The following is a 21,195-nucleotide window of genomic DNA, read 5'->3' as shown; positions in this document are numbered from 1 at the left end:
GGCCACCGGCCCGCGCGATCCTTCAGTGTTTAAGTTAGTGAGCCAGCGACTGTTCCAGACGTGCCAGCTGGGCACGCAGCGAACCGTCGATCACCAGATCGCCGGCTCGAATCACGGCGCCGCCGATCAGTTCGGCATCGGTTTCGGCCGTCAGGCTGACCTGCCGCGACAGACGCTGCTCCAGCGCCTTCGTCAGCGCCTGCTGCTGCGATTCGGAAATCTCGGCGGCCGCGGTCACGGTCACCTCCACGCGATTCTCGGCCTCGGCCCGCAATGCCGCGAACTGCTCGGCAATCGCGGGTAGCAGGGTCAACCGCCCCTTCTCCGAGAGCAACCGCACGAAGTTGCGCCCGGCGTCGTCGAGGCGATCACCCGCGATGCCGATGATGGCATCGGCCAGTTGATCGTCGTCGACCCGCGGGTTGCCCACCAGGCGCGACACGTCGGGATGCGCCGCGATGGCGGCCAGCGCCTGCAGCGCATCGCCCCATTCGGCCAGACGCCCGCCCTGGCTGGCCAGCTCGAAGACCGCCTCTGCATAGGGCCGGGCCAGTGTCCGGATTTCAGCCATTACTTAATGCCTGCCACGAGGTCGTCGATGATGTCGTTGTGGGCCTTGGCATCAATCTCGCGCTTGAGGATGCGCTCGGCACCCACCACCGCCAGCGAACCCACCTCGCGCCGAAGTTCTTCCTTGGCGTGAGCCACGGCCTGATCGATTTCGTCGCGGGCCGCCTGCTTGAGACGCTCGCCTTCCGCGCGGGCCTCGTCGCGGGAACGCTCGACGTTCTCATTGGCCTGCTTCTGCGCATTGGACAGGACTTCCTGCGCCTGTTCACGGGCTTCCTTGAGCGTCGCCTCGGCCTTGTCGGTGGCCTCCTCGAGCTCGCGGGCGCCACGCTCGGCGGCCGCCAGGCCGTCGCTGATGCGCTTCTGACGTTCGCGCATGGCGTCCATGAGCGGTGGCCAGATGTACTTCATCGTGAACCAGATGAAGATCCCGAAGACGATCATCTGGCCCAGCAGGGTGGCATTGATGCTCATGCCCGACTCCCTCTAGTGAATCGCGTGCGGATGGGGTACCGCATGACGGATGACAAACCGCGCAGTGATTACTGAATGGCCGCCAGGAACGGGTTGGCGAAGGTGAAGAACAGCGCGATACCCACGCCGATCATCGCCACCGCGTCGAGCAGGCCGGCGATCAGGAACATGCGGCCGGTCAGCATCGGGGCCATTTCCGGCTGGCGGGCAATGCCTTCCAGGAACTTGCCGCCCAGCAGGCCGAACCCGATCGCGGTACCCATGGCACCGAATCCGATCAGCAGACCCACGGCCACCGCGGTCAAACCAACAACAATCTCCATGACTTTCCTCCTGAAATAAGGGTCTAACGAGGCCCGTAACAGTTGCCGACCCAGTCAGCCGGCAACAACCAAAATGCTAGTGATGTTCGTGCGCCATACTCAGATACACGATCGTGAGCATGCCGAAGATGAATGCCTGCAGCGTAATGACCAGGATGTGGAAGATCGCCCAGGCGCCACCCAGCGCCACCTGCAGGGCGAACAGCGGCGCGGTCATCAGTTCCGCGCCCGCACCCAGGGTGAACAGCGCGATCAGAATGAAGATCAGCTCGCCGGCGTAGAGATTGCCGAACAGTCGCAGCGACAGCGAGATGGGCTTGGCGATCTCCTCGACCAGCTTGAGCATGAGGTTGAACGGCGCCAGCCACCAGCCGAAGGGGTGGGTGAGGAATTCCTTCACGTAGCCCCAGCCGCCCTTGATCTTGATCGAGTAGAAGATCACCAGGGCAAACACGGTCAGCGACATGCCGAACGTCACGTTCGGGTCGGTGGTGGGCACCACCTTGAGGTATTCGATGCCCACCCCGGCGGCCAGCATCGGCAGCAGGTCGACCGGAATGAGGTCCATGAAATTCATCAGGAAGACCCAGACGAAGATCGTCAGGGCCAGCGGCGCAACCAGCTTGCTGTCGCCGTGGAAGATGTCGCGAACCTGGGTGTCGGTGAAATCGACCACCATTTCCACGAAATTCTGCAGGCCGCCCGGTTCGGCGGCGGTAGCGCGGCGCGCCGCGGCCCGGAACAGCCACAGGAACAGGCCGCCCAGGGCGATGGCAAAGAACAGGCTGTCGACGTGCAGCACCCAGAAACCTTCCGCATGGGAATCGAACTGCATGCTCGACAGATCGAACTTGAGGTTGGTCAGGTGATGACCGATATAGGTGCCGACCGCGTTTCCGTCCCCGTTTTCGGCAGTTGCCATCGTTGTCTTCCCGTCCAGTTATCGACTGTCACGCGAACGTGACGGCTTCGGTCCTGTTCAGCGATTCACCGCCATGGCAAGCCAGTAACATGCCAGGCAGATCGCGTAGGTGCTGAGCAAGGCAAGAAACTGCGCGCCAAACCCCAGTACCCCGATCGTGAACAGGGTGATGGTCAGCGCCAGCTTGCCGGCTTCACCGATGTACAGCGACCGCACCACCCGTTTCGGGTCGGCGTCGGCCGGATGCCGCAATGTGATCCAGGCGAAGAACAGCCCGGGCACCACGGCCACAGCGGCCCCGTAAAGCGCCGCCCATCCATTCAATCCGCCGCGGGTCAGCTGCCAGCACAGGGCGGTGGTCGAGCCCACCATCACTTGTGCGGCAAAAACCCCCAGGGCGAGACGCATGCCACGCAGACGCAAGCGCTTCATAACAGTGGACCAACGCGTTGCCTGACAACCGTCGGCGCACACAAATCTCCCATGCCCCGCGCGGTGCGACGCGAGACTATAAAGAAGTCCCCCCAGCGGGTCAATTACGCCGACGGGATTGCGGAAAAAGCCGCATGGACCCTACTTGAGACGCTCAACCAGAGTTTTCAGCAATCCATCATCGGCGTAATCAATGACCAACTGCCCCCGCCCGGACCGGCCCGGGCGAATCGCCACCCGGGTGCCCAGCCGCTCGCCGAGTTCCTGCTCCAGCCGCTGCGTGGCCGCGGACTTGGCCGGTTTCGGCCGACGCCGGTCGGGCTTGCCCTGCGCCTGCACCAGGGCCTCGGTCTGGCGCACCGTCAGGCGGCGCGCCACCACCTGCTGCGCCAGCGCCAGCTGATCGTCCGTGGCCGCCCCCAGCAGCGCGCGGCCGTGCCCCATTTCCAGGCGGCCCTCGCGCAGCATCTGCTGGACGCCCTCGTCGAGCTCGTTCAGGCGCAGCAGGTTGGAAACCGAGGCCCGGGAACGCCCCACCGCCTCGGCGCACTGCGCGTGGGTCATGCCGCATTCCCGGATCAGCCGGGCCAGCGCGGCGGATTCTTCCAGCGGATTGAGATCCTCACGCTGGATGTTCTCGATCAGGGCGGCCGCCATGGCCACCTCGTCGGCCACCACCCGCACCACCGCGGGCACCGTCTCGCGGCCGGCCAGGCGCGCGGCCCGCCAGCGACGCTCCCCGGCCACGATCTCGTAGCCCTGCCCGTCCGGCCGGACCACCAGCGGCTGCAGCACGCCCTGAGTGCGAATCGACTGGGCCAGCGATTCCAGCGCGGCGTCGTCCATGTCCACACGCGGCTGAAACCGTCCGGGGTGCAGTTCGTCCAGGTCCAGTTCGTGCAGCTCGCCGGCATCGGCCGCGGCGGCGGCATCCGGTTCGAAATCGCCACTCAGCAAGGCATCGAGTCCACGTCCCAGTCCGCGCTTTCTAGCGGCCATGATTGGCTCCGTCGATAGGTGAGGCCGGCAGCGGGACGTCGTCCGCGACAGGCATTGGCGCGATGCCGCGCATTCTAGGCCCCTGCCGCGGCACGACCGGACCGCCCCAGCACTTCCAGCGCCAGTGCCCGGTAGGCCCGCGCGCCGCTGGCGCCGGCGTCGTAATCAATGGCCGGCAGCCCGTGGCTGGGCGCCTCGGCCAGACGCACGTTGCGCGGGATGATGGTGTCGTACACCTGCCCGGAAAAGTGCGTCAGCAACTGATCCGAGACCTCGCCGGACAGCCGGTTGCGCGGATCGTACATGGTGCGCAGCAGCCCGGCGATGGCAAGGTCGGGATTGATCACCGCCCGCACCTTGTCGACCGTATCCAGCAGCGCCGACAGCCCCTCGAGCGCGTAATACTCGCACTGCATGGGAATCAGCAGCCCGTTGCAGGCGGACAGCGCGTTGACGGTGAGCATGGACAGCGCCGGCGGGCAATCGATGATGACGTAATCGAATTCGGGCGAACCGTCCGCCAGCGCCTCGCGCAGGGCCAGTTCCCCGTTGCGGCGCTTGCGCAGCCCCACTTCGGCCGCGGTCATGTCGCCGTTGGCCGGCAGCAGGCTCAGACGGCCGTCGAGCACCGGGCGCACGACGTCGGCCAGCCGCTGCTCGCCCAGCAGGACGTCGCATGCCGTCACGCTCAGATCGGCCCGGGTCAGACCCAAACCCATGGTGGCGTTGCCCTGGGCATCCATGTCCACCAGCAGTACGCGCTGATCGGCTTCCGCCAGGCACGCGGCCAGATTGATGGACGTGGTGGTCTTGCCCACGCCTCCCTTCTGGTTGGCAACGGCGAGAATGCGCATGCGAGCAGCACCGGACCCGGTCGAAACAGGCCGCAAGAATAAAGCCCCGGGCGGAGCGATACCAGACGGGGTTAGAGCAGCCCCGGCTCCACCACCACCAGATGACGGGCGGCATCCAGGCCCGGGACGCTCAATTCGTGGGTGGCCGCCACCCGGAAACCATCCGGCAGCTCATCCAGTTCCGGCGCCGGATCGCGCCCCTTCATCAGCAGCACCTGCCCCGCCGGCCCGCACAAGTGTCCCAGGCTTTTCAGCGCCAGGGGGGCCGCGGCAAAGGCGCGGCAGATGACGGTGTCGAAACTCGCCGGCGGGTACCAGCTTTCCACCCGTTGCTGAACCACCTCGACGTTATCCAGCCCCAGCACCCGCACCACGTGGCGCAGGAATGCCGCTTTCTTGCGGTTGGACTCCACCAGCACCACGGCCTTGCCCGGCCGGGCCAGCGCGATCGGGATGCCGGGCAGGCCCGGGCCGGTGCCCACGTCCGCGAAACGCTGGCCGGCCAGGTAGGGCACTACCGACAGGCTGTCCAGCAGGTGGCGCACCACCATGTTCGAGGGCTCGCGTACGGCGGTTAGATTGTAGGTGCGATTCCAGGATTCCAGGTGCTTGAGATAGTCGATCATCGCCTGCCGCGACTCGGCCGACGTGCGCACCTTCAGCGTCCGTGCCCCGCGGGTGAGCGTATCCAGACAGGCCTGCCAGTCCACGCTGGCGCCGGCACGGCGCGGGGCGGTCACGGCGCGGTCTCGTCCAGCCGCAGCCGGCCGGTGCGCACCCGCTGGGGGTGATCGCCCACCGGCACGCTGGCGACTTCCTCAGCGGATTCGAACGAAATCACCGACACCCGATCCTGCTGGCTCACCGACACGTAACAGTGTTGGCCGTCCGCGCTCTCGGTGGCCCAGTAGGGCTTGGCGTCGAGCGGATGCTCCGCCAGTTCGATAAGGGTCGGTTCCAGCGTCTCGCGGTCCACGATCGCGGCATAGCCATCCATGGTGCCCGCCACGCACAGCTTGCTGCCCGCGGGATTCATGGCGAGGCCGTGGTGGGCCGAATTGAGCTGGTAGTCCCAGGTCGACATAGCCTCGGTTTCCGCCGGCACCGGCAGCTTGGCCACCCGGGTGACCCGATCCTCGGTCAGGTCGTATTCGACGAAGCCGTGCAGAAACGAAATCTGCATGTAGACGAAGCGCTCGTCGGGATGCACGGCCATGGGCCGCACCGCCGAATCCACCCAGGGCATGCCGAACTCGGCCAGCTTCTCGCCCATGTCCACCCGCTCGAGTACCTCGAAGCTGTCGGCATCCACCACCTGGAACCAGCGGTCGCCCTTGAGCCAGTCCAGCCAGCCGGCGGTGGTGGGCACGAACACCTTGCCGATGCTGGCGTGGTAGATGCGCTCGCCGTCCTCGGAATAGCTGTTCTCGTGCGGCTGATCGCCGGAGTCGAAGCCGCCCGTGATCTCGCCGGTTTCGGTGTCGATGGCATGCACCCGGTTGGCCATGGAGGCCGACACCAGGAAGGTCTTGCCGTCCGGCGAGATAGCGGCGTGATCGGACCGGGCGCCTTCGACCGGAGTACGCCAGACGATCTCCCCGCTGGCCACATCAATGGCCACCACATCGGCAAAGCTCGGCCGCGACACGAACAGTCGGCGGCCGTCGTTGGAGGTGAACATGTCGTCCACCAGCTGATCGTTGCCCTCGCCGATCACGTGGCGGATGAACTGGAACTGCACCCAGCGCCAGGGATTGCCGCGGATCTCTTCCATCCGCTGCTCGCGGTCGGGTACCACGTTGATCTCGGTGATCACCTCGAAGGTGTCCGGGTCGAACACGGTGGCGGTGCCGTCCCAGTTATTGCCGGCGATCACCACGTCGCGCAGCTCGGCGGCACCCGCGGCGCCTGCCGCCAGTCCGGCGGCCATCGCCAGGACCCGCCCGAGGCGGTTCAGCAAGGTCGCGTGTGAAGGCATGGTTTGTCCCCCTCGACGAAACCGGTGTGGATGCTCACGCCCCGGCCGCCTCGATCCTGGCCCAGGTGTCCCGCAATGCCACGCTGCGATTGAACACCGGCGCGTCCGGTGTGTGGTCATGGCGGTCGGCCACGAAATAGCCGACCCGCTCGAACTGGAACATGGCCTCGGGCTCGGCATCGGCCGCGCCCGGCTCGATCCAGCAGTCCTCGTATACCGTGAGCGAATCCGGATTGATCTGGTCGCGGAAATCTGTATCGCCGCGGCCCGGGGTTTCGTGGGCGAACAGCCGGTCGTACAACCGCACGGTGGCGCGTCTGCCGTGGCTGACCGATACCCAGTGGATCACGCCCTTGGGCTTGACGCCGTCGGCCGGGTCGCTGCCCAGCGTGTCCGGATCATAGCTGCAATGCACTTCGGTGATGCGGCCGTCCGTGTCCTTGATGACATCATCCGCCGTCAGCACGTAGCCGTTGCGCAGCCGCACCTTCTTGCCCAGCACCAGCCGCTTGTACTTCTTGTTGGCCTCCTCGCGGAAATCCTCTCGCTCGATCCATACCTCGCGGGTGAAGGGCAGCTGGCGGTCGGCGAAGCCCTCGCGCTGCGGATGACCGGCCGCGGTGAGCATTTCCACATGATCGTCCGGCAGGTTGGTGATCACCAGTTTCAGCGGGTCGATCACGCACATGGCGCGGGGGGCGTTCTCGTTGAGGTCGTCGCGCAGGGCGTGTTCCACCATCGCCATGTCCACCACGCCGTCGGCACGCGACACCCCCACCATCTCGCAGAAGCGGCGGATCGACGTCGGGGTGTAACCACGCCGGCGGATGCCGCAGAGCGTGGGCATGCGCGGATCGTCCCAGCCATCGACGAAACCCTCGTCCACCAGCAGTTTGAGACGCCGCTTGCTGGTGACGGTGTAGTTGATGTTCAGCCGGCTGAATTCGTACTGGCGCGGGCGCGAGGGCACCGGCAGGCGCTCGATCAGCCAGTCGTAGAGCGGGCGGTGGTCCTCGAACTCCAGCGTGCAGATGGAGTGGGTCACCCCCTCGATGGCGTCGGACTGGCCATGGGCGAAATCATAGGACGGGTAGATGCACCAGGCGTCCCCGGTCTGGTGGTGTGCGGCCCGGCGGATGCGGTACAGCACCGGATCGCGCAGATTCATGTTGCCGGCAGCCATGTCGATCTTCGCCCGCAGCACGCAGGCACCGTCGGCGAACTCGCCGGCCCGCATGCGGCGAAAAAGGTCCAGGTTCTCCGCCACGTCGCGGTCGCGGAACGGGCTGTTCACGCCGGGCTCGGTCAGCGTGCCGCGGCTGGCGCTGGCCTGCTCGGCAGACTGGTCGTCCACGTAGGCCAGGCCGGCCTCGATCAGATGCTCGGCGTAGCCGTACAGCTCGTCGAAGTAGTCCGAGGCATAGCGGACGTGGCCGGCCCACTCATAGCCCAGCCACTGGACGTCGTCCTGGATGGCCTGGACGTACTCGGGATTCTCGGCGCCCGGGTTGGTGTCGTCGAAGCGCAGATGGCAGCGCCCGCCGAATGTCTCCGCCAGACCGAAATTCAGCCAGATGGACTTGGCGTGGCCGATATGCAGATAACCGTTGGGTTCCGGCGGGAACCGGGTCACCACCTCGCCCTGGTGCTCGCCGGACGCAATCTGCTCGGCAATCAGGTTGCGCAGGAAGTTGTTGGCGGCCTTGCGGTCCGGCGCGTCGGAATCGGTCATAGGGTTGGCGGCCAGGGCGCCGGCCGGCATGCGGCGACGGCGAAAATCATGCGAGCCGGCATTATAGACGCCTGCATCCACCCGGCGACAGTCGCCAGACCCGTCACACCGGCGATCACGCCGCACCATTGCATACTCGTGACGTTCCCGAACGTACGCAACGATGCGACACTTGGACGACAAAATCACTGACACAGGAGAGAGCCATGAAACGCCACGCCTATCGCGTGCTCACCGCCACGCTGCTGGCCGGATTCGCCGGCGCCGGTTCCGCCCAGAATCTGGATGCCCTGACCAGCGCCCTCGGCGGCTTCGCCGGCGACCCGGCATCGCTCGGTCCACAGACACTGGTGCAATCGTTCAACAACATTGACGACGCCGCCAACGCCCTGGTCACGGGCCAGGATGTCCGTGGCGGCGGATTGCGTGCCGCCGCGCTGGCCGCCGTGGACCCGGACAGTCCGCAGACGGGCAATGTCACGCAGATGTTCAACAACGGCAACGCCGCCTTCCAGGGATTCGCCATTCAGCTGGCCGACGGCACGCCGACGCTGCCGCTGGCCCAGAGCTATCGGGCCCTGACCAATACCGGTTACAGCCTGCTGTTGCCGGTTTACCAGCAGATGGACGGGCCGGCGCAGCAGCTGGCCGCGGCAGGCAGCCCACTGACCACGCCGCTGAGCCAGGCCATTGCCAGTACCACGTTCGACCTGACGCTGAATGCCCCCGAACTGGGCCTGCCGACGGGCGGCGCCGCACCAGTGCCCGGCGATCTGCCGATTGGGGCCTTCGGGCCGGAGTCGCTGACCATGCTGCTGGGTGAGCTGCCGCTGTCCGGCCTGCCGATGTAACCAAAACCGGACGTCGGCCGGCGTACTGGCACCGGCCGCCGGCGCCAACTCAACAACCCCCGCTCAGGCGGGGGTTGTATTCAACCGGCACCCAATCAGGCCGCGCGCGGGGCCTTCACCCGATGATCCGCGGCCCGCTCGAATTCCAGGTAGCCGTCGTCGACCGGGTCCTTGCAGAGGATCGGGCGATCGGTCTTGTAATCCTGGGTCATGCGCCACGGTGCCTTGGTGCCCTGGCGCGGCAGCTTGTGGGCGACCCGCTGGATGTAGCCGGACTGCAGCGCGTCCAGCGCGGAGCCTTCCTCGCGGCAGTCCTCGTGGTCACGCGGCACCGCGATGTCCACGCCCTGCTCGTCCATGTGCTTGAGCAGCCGGCACAGATACTGACCGACGATATCCACCTTCAACGTCCACGAGGCATTGATGTAGCCGAAGATGATGGCGGCGTTGGGCACGCCCTCCAGCATGGTGGCCTTGTAGAGCACGCGCTCGGAGATATCCACGGCCTCGCCGTCCACAGCCAGACTCATGTCACCGAGCAGGCGCACATCCAGCCCGGTGGCCGAAATGATGATGTCGGCCTCCAGCTCCTGCCCCGATTTCAGGCGGATGCCGTTCTCGGTGAAACTGTCGATGTGGTCGGTGACCACCTCGGCCTGACCGCGCCGCAGCACCTTGAACAGGTCACCGCTGGGCACCGCGCACATGCGCTCGTCCCAGGGGTTGTAGTCGGGCTCGAAGTGACGCATGTCGAAGTCGGGCCCCAGCGCGCGGCGGGCGCCACGCTGCAACAGCCACTTCATGAAGCCGGGGAAACGCTGCGAGGTGTTGTAGATCACCCGCTGCATGGCCACGTTGCGCGCCCTGGTCATGCGGTAGACCAGATCATCCGGCAGCACCTTGTAGAGGGCTTCGGAAATCTTGTCCACGGCCGGCAGGGAAATGATGTAGCCGGGCGAACGCTGCAGCATGGTCACCTTCTCGGCCTCGCCCGCCATCGCGGGCACCAGCGTTACCGCGGTGGCGCCACTGCCGATCACCACCACCTTCTTGCCGGCGTAGTCGAGATTCTCCGGCCAGTGCTGCGGATGGATCACCGTGCCCTTGAACTTGTCCTCGCCCGGGAAGTCCGGCTTGTGGCCCTCGTCGTAGCGGTAGTAGCCGGTGGCCCCCATCAGAAAGCTGCCGGTAAAGGTTTCGGTTTCGCCGGTGGCCTCGCGCACCGCGGTGACCGTCCAGCAGGCGTCAGCGCTGGACCACTCGGCGGATTCCACCTTCAGCCCGAAATTGATGTGGCGATGGACGTCATGCTCGTCCGCGGTGGCCCGCACGTAACTCTTGATCGACGGCCCGTCAGCCAGGATTTTCGGCTCTTTCCAGGGGCGGAACTCGAAGCCGAAGGTGTACATGTCCGAATCCGAACGAATGCCGGGATAGCGGAACAGGTCCCAGGTACCGCCGATGTCGTCGCGGCGCTCCAGAATCGCGAAGCTCTTGTCCGGGCAGCCGCGCTGCAGGTGACAGGCGGTGCCGATGCCGGAAACGCCGGCGCCAATGATCAGAACGTCCACATGCGGGTTGGCCATGACTGCTTACCGTGCGGTTAACCAGACCGGCACATTAGCATCATCCGCGTCATCCGGAAACACGTCTTGCCGGTTGTGGCACAACAGGCCGCCGGCCAGCATTTCCGGCCGACGCCTGTTCGCGGTCACCTACTCGTCGTCGGTATCGATGGAGATCGAGGTATCTCCGCCACCGTCCTTGTTCTCGTAGGACACCCCACCGTTTTCCGTATCGATGCTCAGGCTGGTGGAGTCACCTTCCTCCGGAGCGGCGCTGCCGCCGCCTGACGAGGCCTCATCATCACCCTGGGAGCAGGCGGCCAGGAACCACGCCGCCAGCAGCGTCGTCAGGATATATCGCATAGAGACTTTCCCCTTTTTGGAATGAGCTGGAGCCCCCCCCCTCTCGCCTACAGCTTATCGCAGAAGTCGCCCATAACGTCGGCATGTCCCCGGACTGCGCCGTGCTCGAGCATGGCCGGCCGCCACCCCTGCACAAACTGCAGCGCGCCGCCTGGTATCAGGCCCTGTACGCCAGACTCACGCCCAAGACCCGGCAACGGGACCTGCGGCAGTTGCGCGAGCAGGCGCTGATCAAGCAGGACGATCACAACCGGCTATGGCCGGGATTCGTGGACCCGGCCGACAACAGCATTGACGAATCGACGGGCTGAACACCCGGGTGCTCGTTACGACGATTTCAGACGGCAGCCAAGCTGCTGCTGCATTCCCGCCCGGACCAGCAGCACCTCGTAGCCGCGCGGCGACCGCAGGTAGCGGCGGCCGGCCGCGGTCAGCCGATGGTCGATCAGATCGGCCGTGCTGGCGATCCCCCTAAGCACGAGCAGACCCGCCTGCACCAGATCGTCGTGCGTCCATCCGGCGGCTTCCAGCCAGTCCTCGAGCGGCTGCTCGCCCTGTTCGATACATCGCTCGATGTAGCGCGCCCGGCCCTCGAAGAACTCGGGCGCGAGGCACACGATCAGGCCCGGCCCTTGTCCGCCGGTGGCAGACTGGTGAGCTTGGCGTATTCCTCGAACAGAAACGCCACCCGGTCGGCGTCGCCCTTGAATTTCCGCTTGCTGTAGGCGGCATCCACCGCCCGGTCCAGCGCGCGATGGGCCTTGAGCAGGGCCGGCGGCATGGTCAGCGGGTCGTAGAGATCGGCCAGGGTCGCGTCCGGAAACTGTTCGCGGGCGTCGAGCACGCCCTGGGCGGCGGTATGCACCGCCTGGCGTTTGTTGGCGGAGACATTCTGCGGCCAGGGAAAGTTGTTGTAGACGATGTCTTTGGAGTAGCGGAAGTCACTTTTCAGGCGGCCGCAGGTGTAGCGGACCCAAGCCATGTGCATGCCCGAATGAATCACCCCAAACTCAAACTGTTCCACGTCCGGAATAATCTTGACCAGATTGCTGCAAATTACATCTGGCCCTGCAAAACCAATCGGAATATAGGGGCGACGCTCCGACGAAACCTCCGGAACTATCAGGTAATTGGACTCTGGAAAGTTCTCCACATGAAACCGCGTGGGCGTATCCGCCAGCCGGCGAGTAGGCGCACTCTTGCTGGCAAGCCGGGATTCGCGCACGGCCTCGATGCGTTCGCGACACGCCGGCAGGCGCGCCAGCTCCGACGGCGAACAGTCGCCCAGCCACAGACACCAGCGTTCGATGCCCTGCAGAAACTCGCGTGAACCGATCCAGCGCTTGAAGTAAGCCGCGGCCGCCGGCTCCCGTTCCAGAAACGCCGCCTTCTCCTCGGGCGTGAAAAGATAGTGCCCGCCATCGATAGGCTTGTTGCCGATGCCGATTGCCGGGACATCGCAGATCGGTGAGCGGCGCCGGGGCAGGCAGACATCCGGCGCATCGGCCAGATAGGGATTGACGTTCGTCGCATCCCGCGCTTGCGGCGGCCCGGCGATGTCGTCGTATTCGTAGATCACCTTGCCGGGCCTGTCGCCGATGCCAAAGCCCACGATGACGCAATGCACGGCGGCCTTGCCGCGGGCCTCATTGTTCCAGCGGAAGGTGGTGTGGGCGAAGTCGATCTTCAGGTCCCGAGCGAACAGCGGCGGCCAGAGCAGGCCGGGTTGCTCGCCCTGGCTGATGGAATTGGTGGAGACGAACGCGCAGCGAACGTCCGTGCCCTGAATCAGATCCGCCGCCTTGAAATACCAGCCGGTCACGTAATCCAGCAGGCCGATGTTCCGGGTCTCGCCGGAGACGTCGGCCAACTCCTGCCGGTTGGCCTTGCTCATGAACTTGGCGCCGATGAAGGGCGGATTCCCGAGGATGTAACTGAGTCGCACCTTCGGCACTACGTCCTCCCAGTCCATCCGCAACGCATTGCCGTGATGGATATGCGGTGTGGAAGTCAGTGGAATGCGGGCGAAGTACATACCGAATTCCTCGCCCACCCTGACGTTCATCTGGTGGTCGGTCAGCCACAGGGCAACCTCGGCAATGCGGGCGGGGAATTCCTCGATCTCGATGCCGTAGAACTGGTCGACGTCGATGTGGATCAGGCCGTGGACGTCCAGCGACAGCTGGCCTGACTGCCGCGAGGCGCGCAGCACGTCCAGCTCCAGTTCCCGCAGGTGGCGGTAGGTGACCACCAGGAAGTTGCCGCAGCCGCAGGCCGGGTCCAGGAAGGTGAGGGTGCGCAGCTTCTTGTGGAATTCGAACAGCTTGTTGCGGTTGTGTTTCACCCGCTCGAACTCGGCCCGCAGCTCGTCCAGGAACAGCGGCTTGATCAGCTTTTCGATGTTCTGTTCGCTGGTGTAGTGGGCACCGAGGTTGCGCCGGGCGTCGCTGTCCATGATCGACTGGAACATGGCGCCGAACACCGCCGGGCTGATCTGCGACCAGTCCAGCGCGCAGGCTTCCAGCAAGGCGTCGCGCATGGCCGAGTCAAAGGCGGCGATGGGCAGTGTCTCCTCGAACAGGCGGCCGTTGACGTAGGGGAAGGCGGCGAGCTGCTCGTCCAGCGAGCCGGATCGCCGGTCATGCGCGGTGTTGAGCACCTGGAAGGCGTGGGTGAGTGCGGCGCCCAGGTCGCTGCCGTCCTCGGCCGTGCGTTCCTCCAGCCACAGCCGGAAGGCCTGGGCCGGCTGGAAGATGCCGGTGTCCTCCGCGAACAGGCAGAACAGCAGGCGCACCAGCAGCATTTCCAGCTTGTGGCCGTCGTAGCCGCTGGCCTTGAGGGCGTCGTGCAGCCGGCCCATGCGCTCGGCGGCCTTGACGTTGACCGGGTCCTCGGCGCGCAGCACCTGCGGCTTGTAGCCGGCGATGAAGCCGAAGCGCTTGATCTGGCTGGGCAGATCCTTGAGAGCGAACTCGTGGTCGGTATTGTCCTCGAGGTCGTGCAAGCGGATGGTGGCGAAATCCGAGACCACCACGTAGCGGGGCAGGTCGCGGTCCTTGAGTTCGGCAAAGTAGTCCAGCGCCTGGATGAACGCGGAATCCAGATCCTTGCCCAGGGATTTGTGCTCGGCAATCAGGGTGCCGGGCCAGAAGCAGTCGATGAACCCGGCCTTGTCACCCAGTTTCCGGACATGCTTTTCGAATGTGGCCACGCGCCGCCGATCGACGCCGAAGACCTGGAAGAACTCGTTCCAGAAGGTCTGGGCCTCGCCGCGCTCGTAGGACTCGTCCGCCCAGTCGTGGGCGAAGGTGGTGGCGCGGTCGCGGATTTCGTTCCAACTCAGGGGCATTGGTTATCCAGGCGTCGACGAAATCCGCCGCCGATTCCGCTTGCCGGCGATCCCGCTGCGCGGGAACCCTCGCCGGAGGCCGAACAGCGGCATTTCGTTCCAACTAAGAGGCATCAGCTACCCCGGGAGTCGACGAAATCCGCCACCGATTCCGCTTGCCGGCGATCCCGCTGCGCGGAAACCCTCGGTCGGTGCGGGGCAGCAGCTTTTCGTTCCGGGAGAGGGGCACCTGATTATTCGATAATTTCCGTGCGTAAGCCCAGGACCTTATCAAAGCACCGATCATTGGTAACGAACAGCACCTCGCCGGCCAGACTCAAGGCGCTCGCAGCCTGGAAGGCATCCGGTGTCTTGAGGTTATACGCCGCGCGGACTCTCGCAGCTTCCAGGATCACGGCCTTGTTCACCGGCACTTGCAACAGATCCTTGCGCGAGAAAAAGCGGTCATAGGCCGCGAGCACGGCGGCATTCTGCTCACGCAGGGGTTTGATCCGGCATTCCAGAAGACTCAGTTCACTGACAGCATGTCCGGAAAACCGGCTGTCCAGTTCCAGCAGGCGGGCAGAAAGTCTAGATGCCCAGGGCTCGATATTGTCGACGAAATAGATAACCGCACAGGCATCCCAGAACAGCATCAGTCGTCATTCCAACTGGCGCGTTCCTCGGCGATGTAGGCATCAATCTCCGCCTTAGTCATGGTGCCCTGCCAGGGACGATTTTCGAGCAACTCCCGAATGGTGCCGGGTTCGGCGCGTTGGCCTGGCTGCCCCCCTGCAGGTGCTGCGGTCATTTCCAACTGCCGATTTTTCCGGCCTGAAGCGAAACCCAGACGCTGCAATACGTACTCGCGCAGGCTCAAACCCTGCAGCGAGGCCTGGGCCTTGATCTGCTGATGCAGGCTATCTGGAATTTCGACGCTTAAACGGCTCATGGTTTTCCGCATTGATTATGCACAAATGTACTTTAGCACATGGCACCTCGCCAGCATTTAACATTGCGCCTGTCCTTATATTCCCGCCAGCGATCGTTTAATATTCCGCCCCCGCGGAGGTGACCTCTCCCACGTTTCACCCGATTGACCAGAGGAATTCCTTGCATGACCGCCACGATTCACAGCGTTCAGGTAGAAAAGTCCAGCGGCGAACTCGCCCGCGAGCAGCAACTGGCCTGGAAGCTGGCCGAGCTGGCCACCCGGGCCAAGGACGCCCCGCAGGACGCCGAGGCCGTGGCGATGGCCAAGAACCGGATTATCGACAACGCGGCGATTGCGCTGGGTGCGGCGAATGAAACGGCGGTCAAGGTGGCACGTGCGGACGCGATGGGTGCCAAGGGCACCGGCAAGGCCACGATTTGGGGCCTGAAGGAGCACTACGCACCGGTACCAGCTGCCTTCGCCAACGCCGTGGCGGTGCGCTTCCTGGACAACGACGACTGCTATCTGGCGGCCGAATATTCCCACCCGGACGACAACATTTCCCCGATCATCGCGGTGGGCCAGCACCTTGGCGTGTCCGGCGCCGACATCCTGCGCGGCATCGTGGTGGCCTACGAGGTGCACGTGGCGCTGGTTGGCACCGGCGACGGCACCGGCATCTGCCTGCACAAGCACAAGGTCGACCACATGACGCATATCGCCGCGGGCACCGCGGCGGGCATCTCCTCCATGCTGGGGTTGACCACCGAGCAGGCCTACCACGCCATCAACTTCGCGGTGCACAACGCCATTTCCTCGCGCCAGTCGCGCAAGGGCGACATCGGCGCGCAGAAGGAATTCGTGCCCGGTTTCTCGGCGGAAATCTCCATCAAGGCGGTCAACCACGCCCTGCACGGCCTCAAGGGGCCGAACCCGGTCTACGAGGGCGTGGACAGCATCATCCGCCGCTTTCTCAACGGCCGAGATGACGAAAACGCCGTGTACAAGGTGGAACTGGCCGAACCGGGGGTCGATGCGCTGCGAAACATCATGAAGACGTATCCCAAGCAGCACGCGTTCGAGTACCAGGGTCAGGCCATCATCGACCTGGCGCTGCAGTTGCGCGACCGGCTACCGAAGAAGGGCGACGGCGTGGACCTTGACCAGATCAAGAAGATCGTGCTGGAAACCAGCCATCACACCCACCACGTGATCGGCACCGACGCGCAGGACCCGCAGAAGATCGACCCGGATTCACCGCGGGGCACGCTGGATCACAGCATCATGTTCGCCATCGCCCGCTGCATCCAGACCGGCGAGTTCCACAAGGACCGCGCCTACCAGATGACCCCGGCCGAGAAGGACGAGATGCGCAAGCTGATGGCCCGCATCGAAACCCAGTTCGACCAGCGCTGGGAAGACCTGTACCACGACCAGGACCCGAACGTGCAGGCCTACGGTGGCCGCATGATCGTGACTCTGGCCGATGGCAGCGAAGTGGCCGACGAAAAGACCCGCGCCAATGCCCACCCCGGCGGCGACACCCCCTGGCAGCGCCCGGACTACGAGGCCAAGCTGGCGGATTACACCAGGGACCTGGTCAGCAATGCCGAGCGTGCCCGCTTCATCGAGGCGGTCAACGGCATGGACTCGCTCTCGGGCGATGAACTGGCCACGATCAACCTGGTTGTGGATGCCGGCAGCCTGGAAGCGCCCGACACACGCGGGATTTACTAGGGCTTTTCCTGACCGCGGCCAAGAGTCGCTGGCATTGCGCCAGCGTCCCTTGGCCACCGGTCGCCTCACAGTCGGCCCGTGCGTCTACGGCCTACCCACCGGGGCGGAATCCTGTCGGAAAACCCGTGCTGAGTAATGGACGGCATCACGCGGCCGAGGCGTGATTCAGCCCCACCAGGCCGCGAGCACGCCGCTGAACAGAACCAAAAAACCGCCGACCTCTCCCACCGCCAGCAGGGCCATGAACAGCGTCATCTGCCACGCGGGCATCTCCCGCTTGCCGAGGCGATGCGGGCGTGCCAGCTGATTGTCCGTATCCCGTAAAAAGCCGTGGATGCAGTACATCAGAATGGCGGCGGCGTAGAACACCACGTTGCCGATCACGCCGGCCAGATTCCAGATCTCCGGCCACACGCTGCGTGCCGCGAAGAACGCCAGCAGCAGCGCGGCAAAGCTGTACAGCAACGCCGCGCGGTGGGCGATGTTCACGTAGTACGGCGCCTCGGCGTTCGGGCTGGCCATGATGGCGCGCCATTTCCAGATGCCGGTGAGCAGGCCGGCGGTAAAGAACACGCCGGCGGAGAGGATGGCGAGTTGTTCGGCTGTCATGGGACTCCTCCATTTTTGTTCTGATTATTGCCGATGGCTGCCGAAATTACCGCCCTGATGCCGGTTCACGATGACAGCGCCTCCCGCAGCGACTTAACAAGTGCGTCACGCACCCGCATGTCACGGGTCTCGGCCTGCCCAACACCCCAGACTGGCCCGGGCCAGACGGCGTCGTCCGTGCGCCGTGCAATTACGTGCATGTGCAGTTGCGGCACCTGATTTCCCAGCGCGGCAACATTCAGCTTGTCGCCGCCGGTTGCCCGCATCAGGATTTCGCCGACCCGGGTGACCTCCTGCCACAGCGTGGCCTGGTCATCCGCAACCAGGTCATAGATTTCCCGCAGGCCGGGACGCATCGGGACCAGAATCAGCCACGGATACCGGGCATCATCCATCAGCAGGACTCGCGACAAAGCCAGATCGACGACTGGCGACGTATCCGCCGCCAGTCGCGGATGCAATGCGAAGTCGTCGGTGTCAGCCACGCAGATCGACGACGGTGCGGCCGGTGATCTCGCCGGCGATGATGGCCTGGCAGGCCTCTGCCACCTGATCGAGGGTGACGGTCTGGGTGACGATGTCGGCCAGTTGCGCCGGCTTGTGTTCGCCGGCCAGATCGGCCCAGATGGCCAGGCGCCGATCCATCGGGCATTCCACCGAGTGAATGCCCTGCAGCCCCACGCCACGCAGGATGAACGGCAGCACGGTGGTTTCCAGCTTGACCCCGCCGGCCAGACCGATGGCAGCCACGTTGCCGTAGGGCACGATCTGCTTGATCAGCCGCGCGAGCAGCTCACCGCCGACGCTGTCCACGCCGCCGCCCCAGCCGGGTTTCGACATGGGCTTGCCGTCGTCGGGGATGTCATCGGGCGAGATCACCTCGGCCGCCCCCAGCCCGCGCAGATACTCGCCGGCCGAGTCGGTCTTGCGGGTCACGGCCTTGACCTCGAAGCCCCGGGCGGCCAGCAGGCTGATGGCAAACGAGCCCACGCCGCCGGTGGCGCCGGTCACGGCAATCGGGCCCATGTCCGGCGTCTGGTGGTTCTCCACCAACCGACGCACGGCATAACCGGCGGTGAACCCGGCCGTGCCCAGCGCCATGGTCTCGAACAGGGTCAGCCCCTCCGGGCGCGGCACCACGCAATCCGCGGGCACCCGCACCTGCTCGGCGAAGCCGCCGTCGCGCTTTTCGCTCAGGAAATAGCCGGTGACCACCACTTCGTCCCCGGGCTGGAAACGGTCATCCTCGGACTGCTCCACTACCCCGGCCACGTCGATGCCGCCGTTGAGCGGGTAGCGGTGCAGGATCTTGCCCTTGCCGGTGACCGCCAGCGCATCCTTGTAGTTGATGCTGGAGTAGTGGGAACGAATGACGACATTGCCCTCGGTGAGCTCGTCAACGCTGACATCCTGCAGCGCGGCGCGAGTGCCGTCGTCGGTCCGGTCGATTCTGATTGCACGCATGAATTTCTCCCGCTTGAAAGCGGGCTAGGCTAGCATGGCCGCCGGCCGATTCGACCCGCCCGTTGGGGTCCGGCAAACCCGCGGGCGGGGCGTTGCGCAAGCAACCATCCAGGCCCTAGGCTGAAACCCCATCCCGACCATCACGGAGTGGCTGCCATGAGTGGACACGTCTACAAGATCACCGAGCTCGTCGGTTCCTCGCCGAACAGCATCCAGGAAGCGGTGGAGAACGCCGTGCACGAAGCGGCGCAGAGTCTGCGTCACATCCGCTGGTTCGAAGTCACGGATACCCGCGGCCACGTGGAGGACGGCGTCGTCGCCCACTGGCAGGTAACGGTAAAGCTGGGCTTCACCATGGAAGCCGGCGCGTGACCGACAACCCCGGTGAAAGCGGCTGGCATGCCGAGCTCGACCAGGATGATCTGACCGAAGATCGGGTTCCCGCGGACCCCATGGCGCTGTTTGCCGCCTGGTACGAGCAGGCTTGCGCGGCCGATCTGTTCGACCCGACCGCCATGACCCTGGCCACCGCCGATCCGCTGGGCAAGCCGTCCGCGCGCACGGTGCTGCTCAAGGGGTTCGACGACGATGGCTTCCGCTTCTACACCAATTACGACAGCCGAAAGGGCCGCGAAATCAACGCCAATCCGCATGCGGCGCTGGTGTTCTGGTGGGATCGGCTGGAACGCCAGGTGCGCATCGAGGGCGAGATTGCCCCGCTGCCGCCCGCCGACTCGGACAGCTATTTCGCCTCGCGCCCCCGCGGCAGCCGTATCGGTGCGCATGCCTCACCGCAAAGCCGCGTGATTGCCAACCGCCAGATGCTGGAGCGAGCCTACGAACAAACGGAACAACAGTTCGGCGATGACCGAGCGGTGCCGCGGCCCGCGCACTGGGGCGGCTACAACCTCAGCCCGCGGGCGATCGAGTTCTGGCAGGGCCGGCGCAACCGGCTCCACGACCGGATCGTCTATCGGCACAGCGACGGGCGCTGGCGGATTCAGCGTCTGGCGCCCTGATTGCTGCTATCATTCTGGGTTGAGGGGGTCGGCTGAAATGCCGGCCTTTTTTGTGTCCAACGCCCGGACCGGGCTGCACGCGGGAATGTCGTCGATGCGTCGATTCTGGCTATTGATCACCGCCCTGCTGGCGTCCACCGCCGCACAGGCCGCCGTCTACCCGGCGCCATCGGACGACAGCGATCTCATCGGCAAGACCATCACCGTCGAGGCCCGGGAAGCGGATACCTTCGTCGCCCTTGCCCGCCGCCACAACGTGGGTTATCGAGAACTCCGGCTGGCCAACCCGGACGTCGATCCCTGGTTGCCGGGCGCCGGCACGCCGGTGACCCTGCCCACGCGCTACATACTGCCCGACGCTGATCGGCGCGGGCTGGTGCTCAACATCGCCGAAATGCGGCTTTACTACTTCCCCCCGGCCGGTAGCCAGTACCACGGCAAGGTCATCACCTACCCGCTGGGCATCGGCCGCGAGGGCTGGGATACCCCGCTGGGCCGCACCACCATCACGCGCACCGCGGCGGACCCGACCTGGACCCCGCCCGAGTCCATCCGCGAAGAACACGCCGAGGCCGGCGACCCCCTGCCCCGCGTGGTGCCGCCGGGGCCGGATAATCCGCTGGGGCGGCATGCGCTGTATCTGGGTTTTCCCGCCTATCTGCTGCACGGCACCAACAAGCCGGCGGGCATCGGGCTGCGCGTGTCGCACGGCTGCATCCGCCTGTACCCGGAAGACATCGCGGCGCTTTATTCCATGATCGATCCGGGTACGCCCGTCACCATCGTCAACCAGCCGTACAAGACCGGCTGGCACGCCGGCGAACTCTACCTGGAGGCGCATCCGCCCGATGCTGACGGCAAGGGCCGGGTGGACAGCTACACACCGCTGGTCCAGTCCGTCATCAACGCCACCCGGAACCGGCCCGACACGCCAATCGACTGGGAACTGGCCGAGTCAGCCGGGACACGGCAGCACGGCATGCCCGAGGCAATCGGCGGCACCCGGCTGACGGCCAGCGACTGACGCGCATCGTCGCCCCA

The 21,195-nt window shown here is 65.3% G+C and carries 25 protein-coding genes; 6 read left to right on the top strand and 19 right to left on the bottom strand.

Going from position 1 to position 21,195, the window contains the following annotated elements; translation table 11 throughout:
- Positions 1 to 34 precede the first annotated feature (34 nt).
- From RM531_RS12210 to RM531_RS12165, 10 genes are all read right to left on the bottom strand, one after another.
- Positions 35 to 571 carry a F0F1 ATP synthase subunit delta gene (locus RM531_RS12210; RefSeq protein WP_311659607.1) on the bottom strand — a complete coding sequence of 179 codons (537 nt, stop codon included), beginning with the start codon at positions 569 to 571 and terminating at the stop codon, positions 35 to 37.
- Entirely contained in the window at positions 571 to 1,044 is a 474-nt protein-coding gene (locus RM531_RS12205) for a F0F1 ATP synthase subunit B (RefSeq protein WP_311659606.1), read from the bottom strand. Before RM531_RS12205 ends, RM531_RS12210 begins: the two co-directional genes overlap by 1 nt.
- Positions 1,045 to 1,112: 68 nt before the next feature.
- Positions 1,113 to 1,367 carry a F0F1 ATP synthase subunit C gene (atpE, locus tag RM531_RS12200; protein WP_311659605.1) on the bottom strand — a complete coding sequence of 85 codons (255 nt, stop codon included), beginning with the start codon at positions 1,365 to 1,367 and terminating at the stop codon, positions 1,113 to 1,115.
- A 76-nt stretch (positions 1,368 to 1,443) separates the two neighbouring features.
- Positions 1,444 to 2,289: a F0F1 ATP synthase subunit A gene (atpB, locus tag RM531_RS12195; RefSeq protein ID WP_311659604.1), complete on the bottom strand. Its 846-nt coding sequence runs from the start codon at positions 2,287 to 2,289 to the stop codon at positions 1,444 to 1,446.
- Between the two features lie 57 nt (positions 2,290 to 2,346).
- On the bottom strand, positions 2,347 to 2,721 hold the full coding sequence (locus RM531_RS12190; RefSeq protein ID WP_311659603.1) for an ATP synthase subunit I: 375 nt from the start codon (positions 2,719 to 2,721) through the stop codon (positions 2,347 to 2,349).
- Between the two features lie 141 nt (positions 2,722 to 2,862).
- Positions 2,863 to 3,720: a ParB/RepB/Spo0J family partition protein gene (locus RM531_RS12185; protein WP_311659602.1), complete on the bottom strand. Its 858-nt coding sequence runs from the start codon at positions 3,718 to 3,720 to the stop codon at positions 2,863 to 2,865.
- 74 nt (positions 3,721 to 3,794) lie between these two features.
- Positions 3,795 to 4,574 (bottom strand): ParA family protein, encoded by a 780-nt coding sequence (locus RM531_RS12180; RefSeq protein ID WP_311659601.1) that lies wholly within the window; start codon positions 4,572 to 4,574, stop codon positions 3,795 to 3,797.
- A 71-nt stretch (positions 4,575 to 4,645) separates the two neighbouring features.
- Positions 4,646 to 5,314, bottom strand: a complete 669-nt coding sequence (rsmG, locus tag RM531_RS12175; protein WP_311659600.1) for a 16S rRNA (guanine(527)-N(7))-methyltransferase RsmG — start codon at positions 5,312 to 5,314, stop codon at positions 4,646 to 4,648.
- Positions 5,311 to 6,552 (bottom strand): YncE family protein, encoded by a 1,242-nt coding sequence (locus RM531_RS12170; protein WP_311659599.1) that lies wholly within the window; start codon positions 6,550 to 6,552, stop codon positions 5,311 to 5,313. Before RM531_RS12170 ends, rsmG begins: the two co-directional genes overlap by 4 nt.
- 34 nt (positions 6,553 to 6,586) lie before the next feature.
- Positions 6,587 to 8,284, bottom strand: coding sequence for a glutamine--tRNA ligase/YqeY domain fusion protein (locus RM531_RS12165; RefSeq protein ID WP_311659598.1), 1,698 nt, complete (start codon positions 8,282 to 8,284; stop codon positions 6,587 to 6,589).
- A gap of 206 nt (positions 8,285 to 8,490) precedes the next feature.
- On the opposite strand from RM531_RS12165, the gene RM531_RS12160 reads away from it, so the two are divergent.
- Positions 8,491 to 9,135 (top strand): hypothetical protein, encoded by a 645-nt coding sequence (locus RM531_RS12160; RefSeq protein ID WP_311659597.1) that lies wholly within the window; start codon positions 8,491 to 8,493, stop codon positions 9,133 to 9,135.
- 95 nt (positions 9,136 to 9,230) lie between these two features.
- On the opposite strand, the gene RM531_RS12155 is transcribed toward RM531_RS12160, so the two are convergent.
- The gene (locus RM531_RS12155) at positions 9,231 to 10,721 is read right to left on the bottom strand and encodes a flavin-containing monooxygenase (RefSeq protein WP_311659596.1); all 1,491 of its coding nucleotides are present in this window, start codon (positions 10,719 to 10,721) and stop codon (positions 9,231 to 9,233) included.
- Positions 10,722 to 10,850: 129 nt separating this feature from the next.
- Entirely contained in the window at positions 10,851 to 11,063 is a 213-nt protein-coding gene (locus RM531_RS12150; protein ID WP_311659595.1) for a hypothetical protein, read from the bottom strand.
- Between the two features lie 83 nt (positions 11,064 to 11,146).
- On the opposite strand from RM531_RS12150, the gene RM531_RS12145 reads away from it, so the two are divergent.
- Positions 11,147 to 11,374, top strand: a complete 228-nt coding sequence (locus tag RM531_RS12145) for a hypothetical protein (RefSeq protein ID WP_311659594.1) — start codon at positions 11,147 to 11,149, stop codon at positions 11,372 to 11,374.
- Positions 11,375 to 11,389: 15 nt separating this feature from the next.
- Here RM531_RS12145 and RM531_RS12140 read toward each other — a convergent pair whose 3' ends face one another.
- From RM531_RS12140 to RM531_RS12125, 4 genes are all read right to left on the bottom strand, one after another.
- Positions 11,390 to 11,680 carry a hypothetical protein gene (locus RM531_RS12140; protein WP_311659593.1) on the bottom strand — a complete coding sequence of 97 codons (291 nt, stop codon included), beginning with the start codon at positions 11,678 to 11,680 and terminating at the stop codon, positions 11,390 to 11,392.
- Positions 11,681 to 11,682: 2 nt separating this feature from the next.
- Positions 11,683 to 14,412 (bottom strand): DNA methyltransferase, encoded by a 2,730-nt coding sequence (locus tag RM531_RS12135; protein ID WP_311659592.1) that lies wholly within the window; start codon positions 14,410 to 14,412, stop codon positions 11,683 to 11,685.
- Positions 14,413 to 14,645: 233 nt separating this feature from the next.
- Positions 14,646 to 15,047 (bottom strand): type II toxin-antitoxin system VapC family toxin, encoded by a 402-nt coding sequence (locus RM531_RS12130; RefSeq protein WP_311659591.1) that lies wholly within the window; start codon positions 15,045 to 15,047, stop codon positions 14,646 to 14,648.
- The gene (locus RM531_RS12125; protein WP_311659590.1) at positions 15,047 to 15,343 is read right to left on the bottom strand and encodes a hypothetical protein; all 297 of its coding nucleotides are present in this window, start codon (positions 15,341 to 15,343) and stop codon (positions 15,047 to 15,049) included. Before RM531_RS12125 ends, RM531_RS12130 begins: the two co-directional genes overlap by 1 nt.
- Positions 15,344 to 15,508: 165 nt before the next feature.
- Between RM531_RS12125 and RM531_RS12120 the strand changes: the two genes are divergently transcribed.
- Positions 15,509 to 17,062 (top strand): MmgE/PrpD family protein, encoded by a 1,554-nt coding sequence (locus RM531_RS12120; protein ID WP_311659589.1) that lies wholly within the window; start codon positions 15,509 to 15,511, stop codon positions 17,060 to 17,062.
- Between the two features lie 165 nt (positions 17,063 to 17,227).
- On the opposite strand, the gene RM531_RS12115 is transcribed toward RM531_RS12120, so the two are convergent.
- From RM531_RS12115 to RM531_RS12105, 3 genes are all read right to left on the bottom strand, one after another.
- A complete protein-coding gene (locus RM531_RS12115; RefSeq protein WP_311659588.1) occupies positions 17,228 to 17,671 on the bottom strand; it encodes a hypothetical protein in 444 nt (147 codons plus the stop codon).
- Between the two features lie 65 nt (positions 17,672 to 17,736).
- Positions 17,737 to 18,156 carry an HIT domain-containing protein gene (locus RM531_RS12110; protein ID WP_311659586.1) on the bottom strand — a complete coding sequence of 140 codons (420 nt, stop codon included), beginning with the start codon at positions 18,154 to 18,156 and terminating at the stop codon, positions 17,737 to 17,739.
- Positions 18,149 to 19,135 carry a YhdH/YhfP family quinone oxidoreductase gene (locus RM531_RS12105; RefSeq protein WP_311659585.1) on the bottom strand — a complete coding sequence of 329 codons (987 nt, stop codon included), beginning with the start codon at positions 19,133 to 19,135 and terminating at the stop codon, positions 18,149 to 18,151. The genes RM531_RS12110 and RM531_RS12105 overlap by 8 nt, the downstream gene beginning before the upstream one ends.
- Before the next feature lie 156 nt (positions 19,136 to 19,291).
- On the opposite strand from RM531_RS12105, the gene RM531_RS12100 reads away from it, so the two are divergent.
- The 3 genes from RM531_RS12100 to RM531_RS12090 all read left to right on the top strand — a co-directional run bounded on the left by RM531_RS12100 (position 19,292) and on the right by RM531_RS12090 (position 21,178).
- Positions 19,292 to 19,507, top strand: a complete 216-nt coding sequence (locus tag RM531_RS12100) for a dodecin (protein ID WP_311659584.1) — start codon at positions 19,292 to 19,294, stop codon at positions 19,505 to 19,507.
- The gene (gene pdxH / locus RM531_RS12095; protein ID WP_311659583.1) at positions 19,504 to 20,154 is read left to right on the top strand and encodes a pyridoxamine 5'-phosphate oxidase; all 651 of its coding nucleotides are present in this window, start codon (positions 19,504 to 19,506) and stop codon (positions 20,152 to 20,154) included. The genes RM531_RS12100 and pdxH overlap by 4 nt, the downstream gene beginning before the upstream one ends.
- Before the next feature lie 94 nt (positions 20,155 to 20,248).
- Positions 20,249 to 21,178, top strand: a complete 930-nt coding sequence (locus RM531_RS12090) for a L,D-transpeptidase family protein (RefSeq protein ID WP_311659582.1) — start codon at positions 20,249 to 20,251, stop codon at positions 21,176 to 21,178.
- The last annotated feature ends 17 nt before the right edge of the window (positions 21,179 to 21,195 follow it).

It is taken from the genome of Spectribacter acetivorans (assembly GCF_031846305.1).
Taxonomy (GTDB): Bacteria; Pseudomonadota; Gammaproteobacteria; order Nevskiales; family Salinisphaeraceae; genus Spectribacter; species Spectribacter acetivorans.
This window is presented reverse-complemented; position numbering and strand designations above follow the sequence as displayed.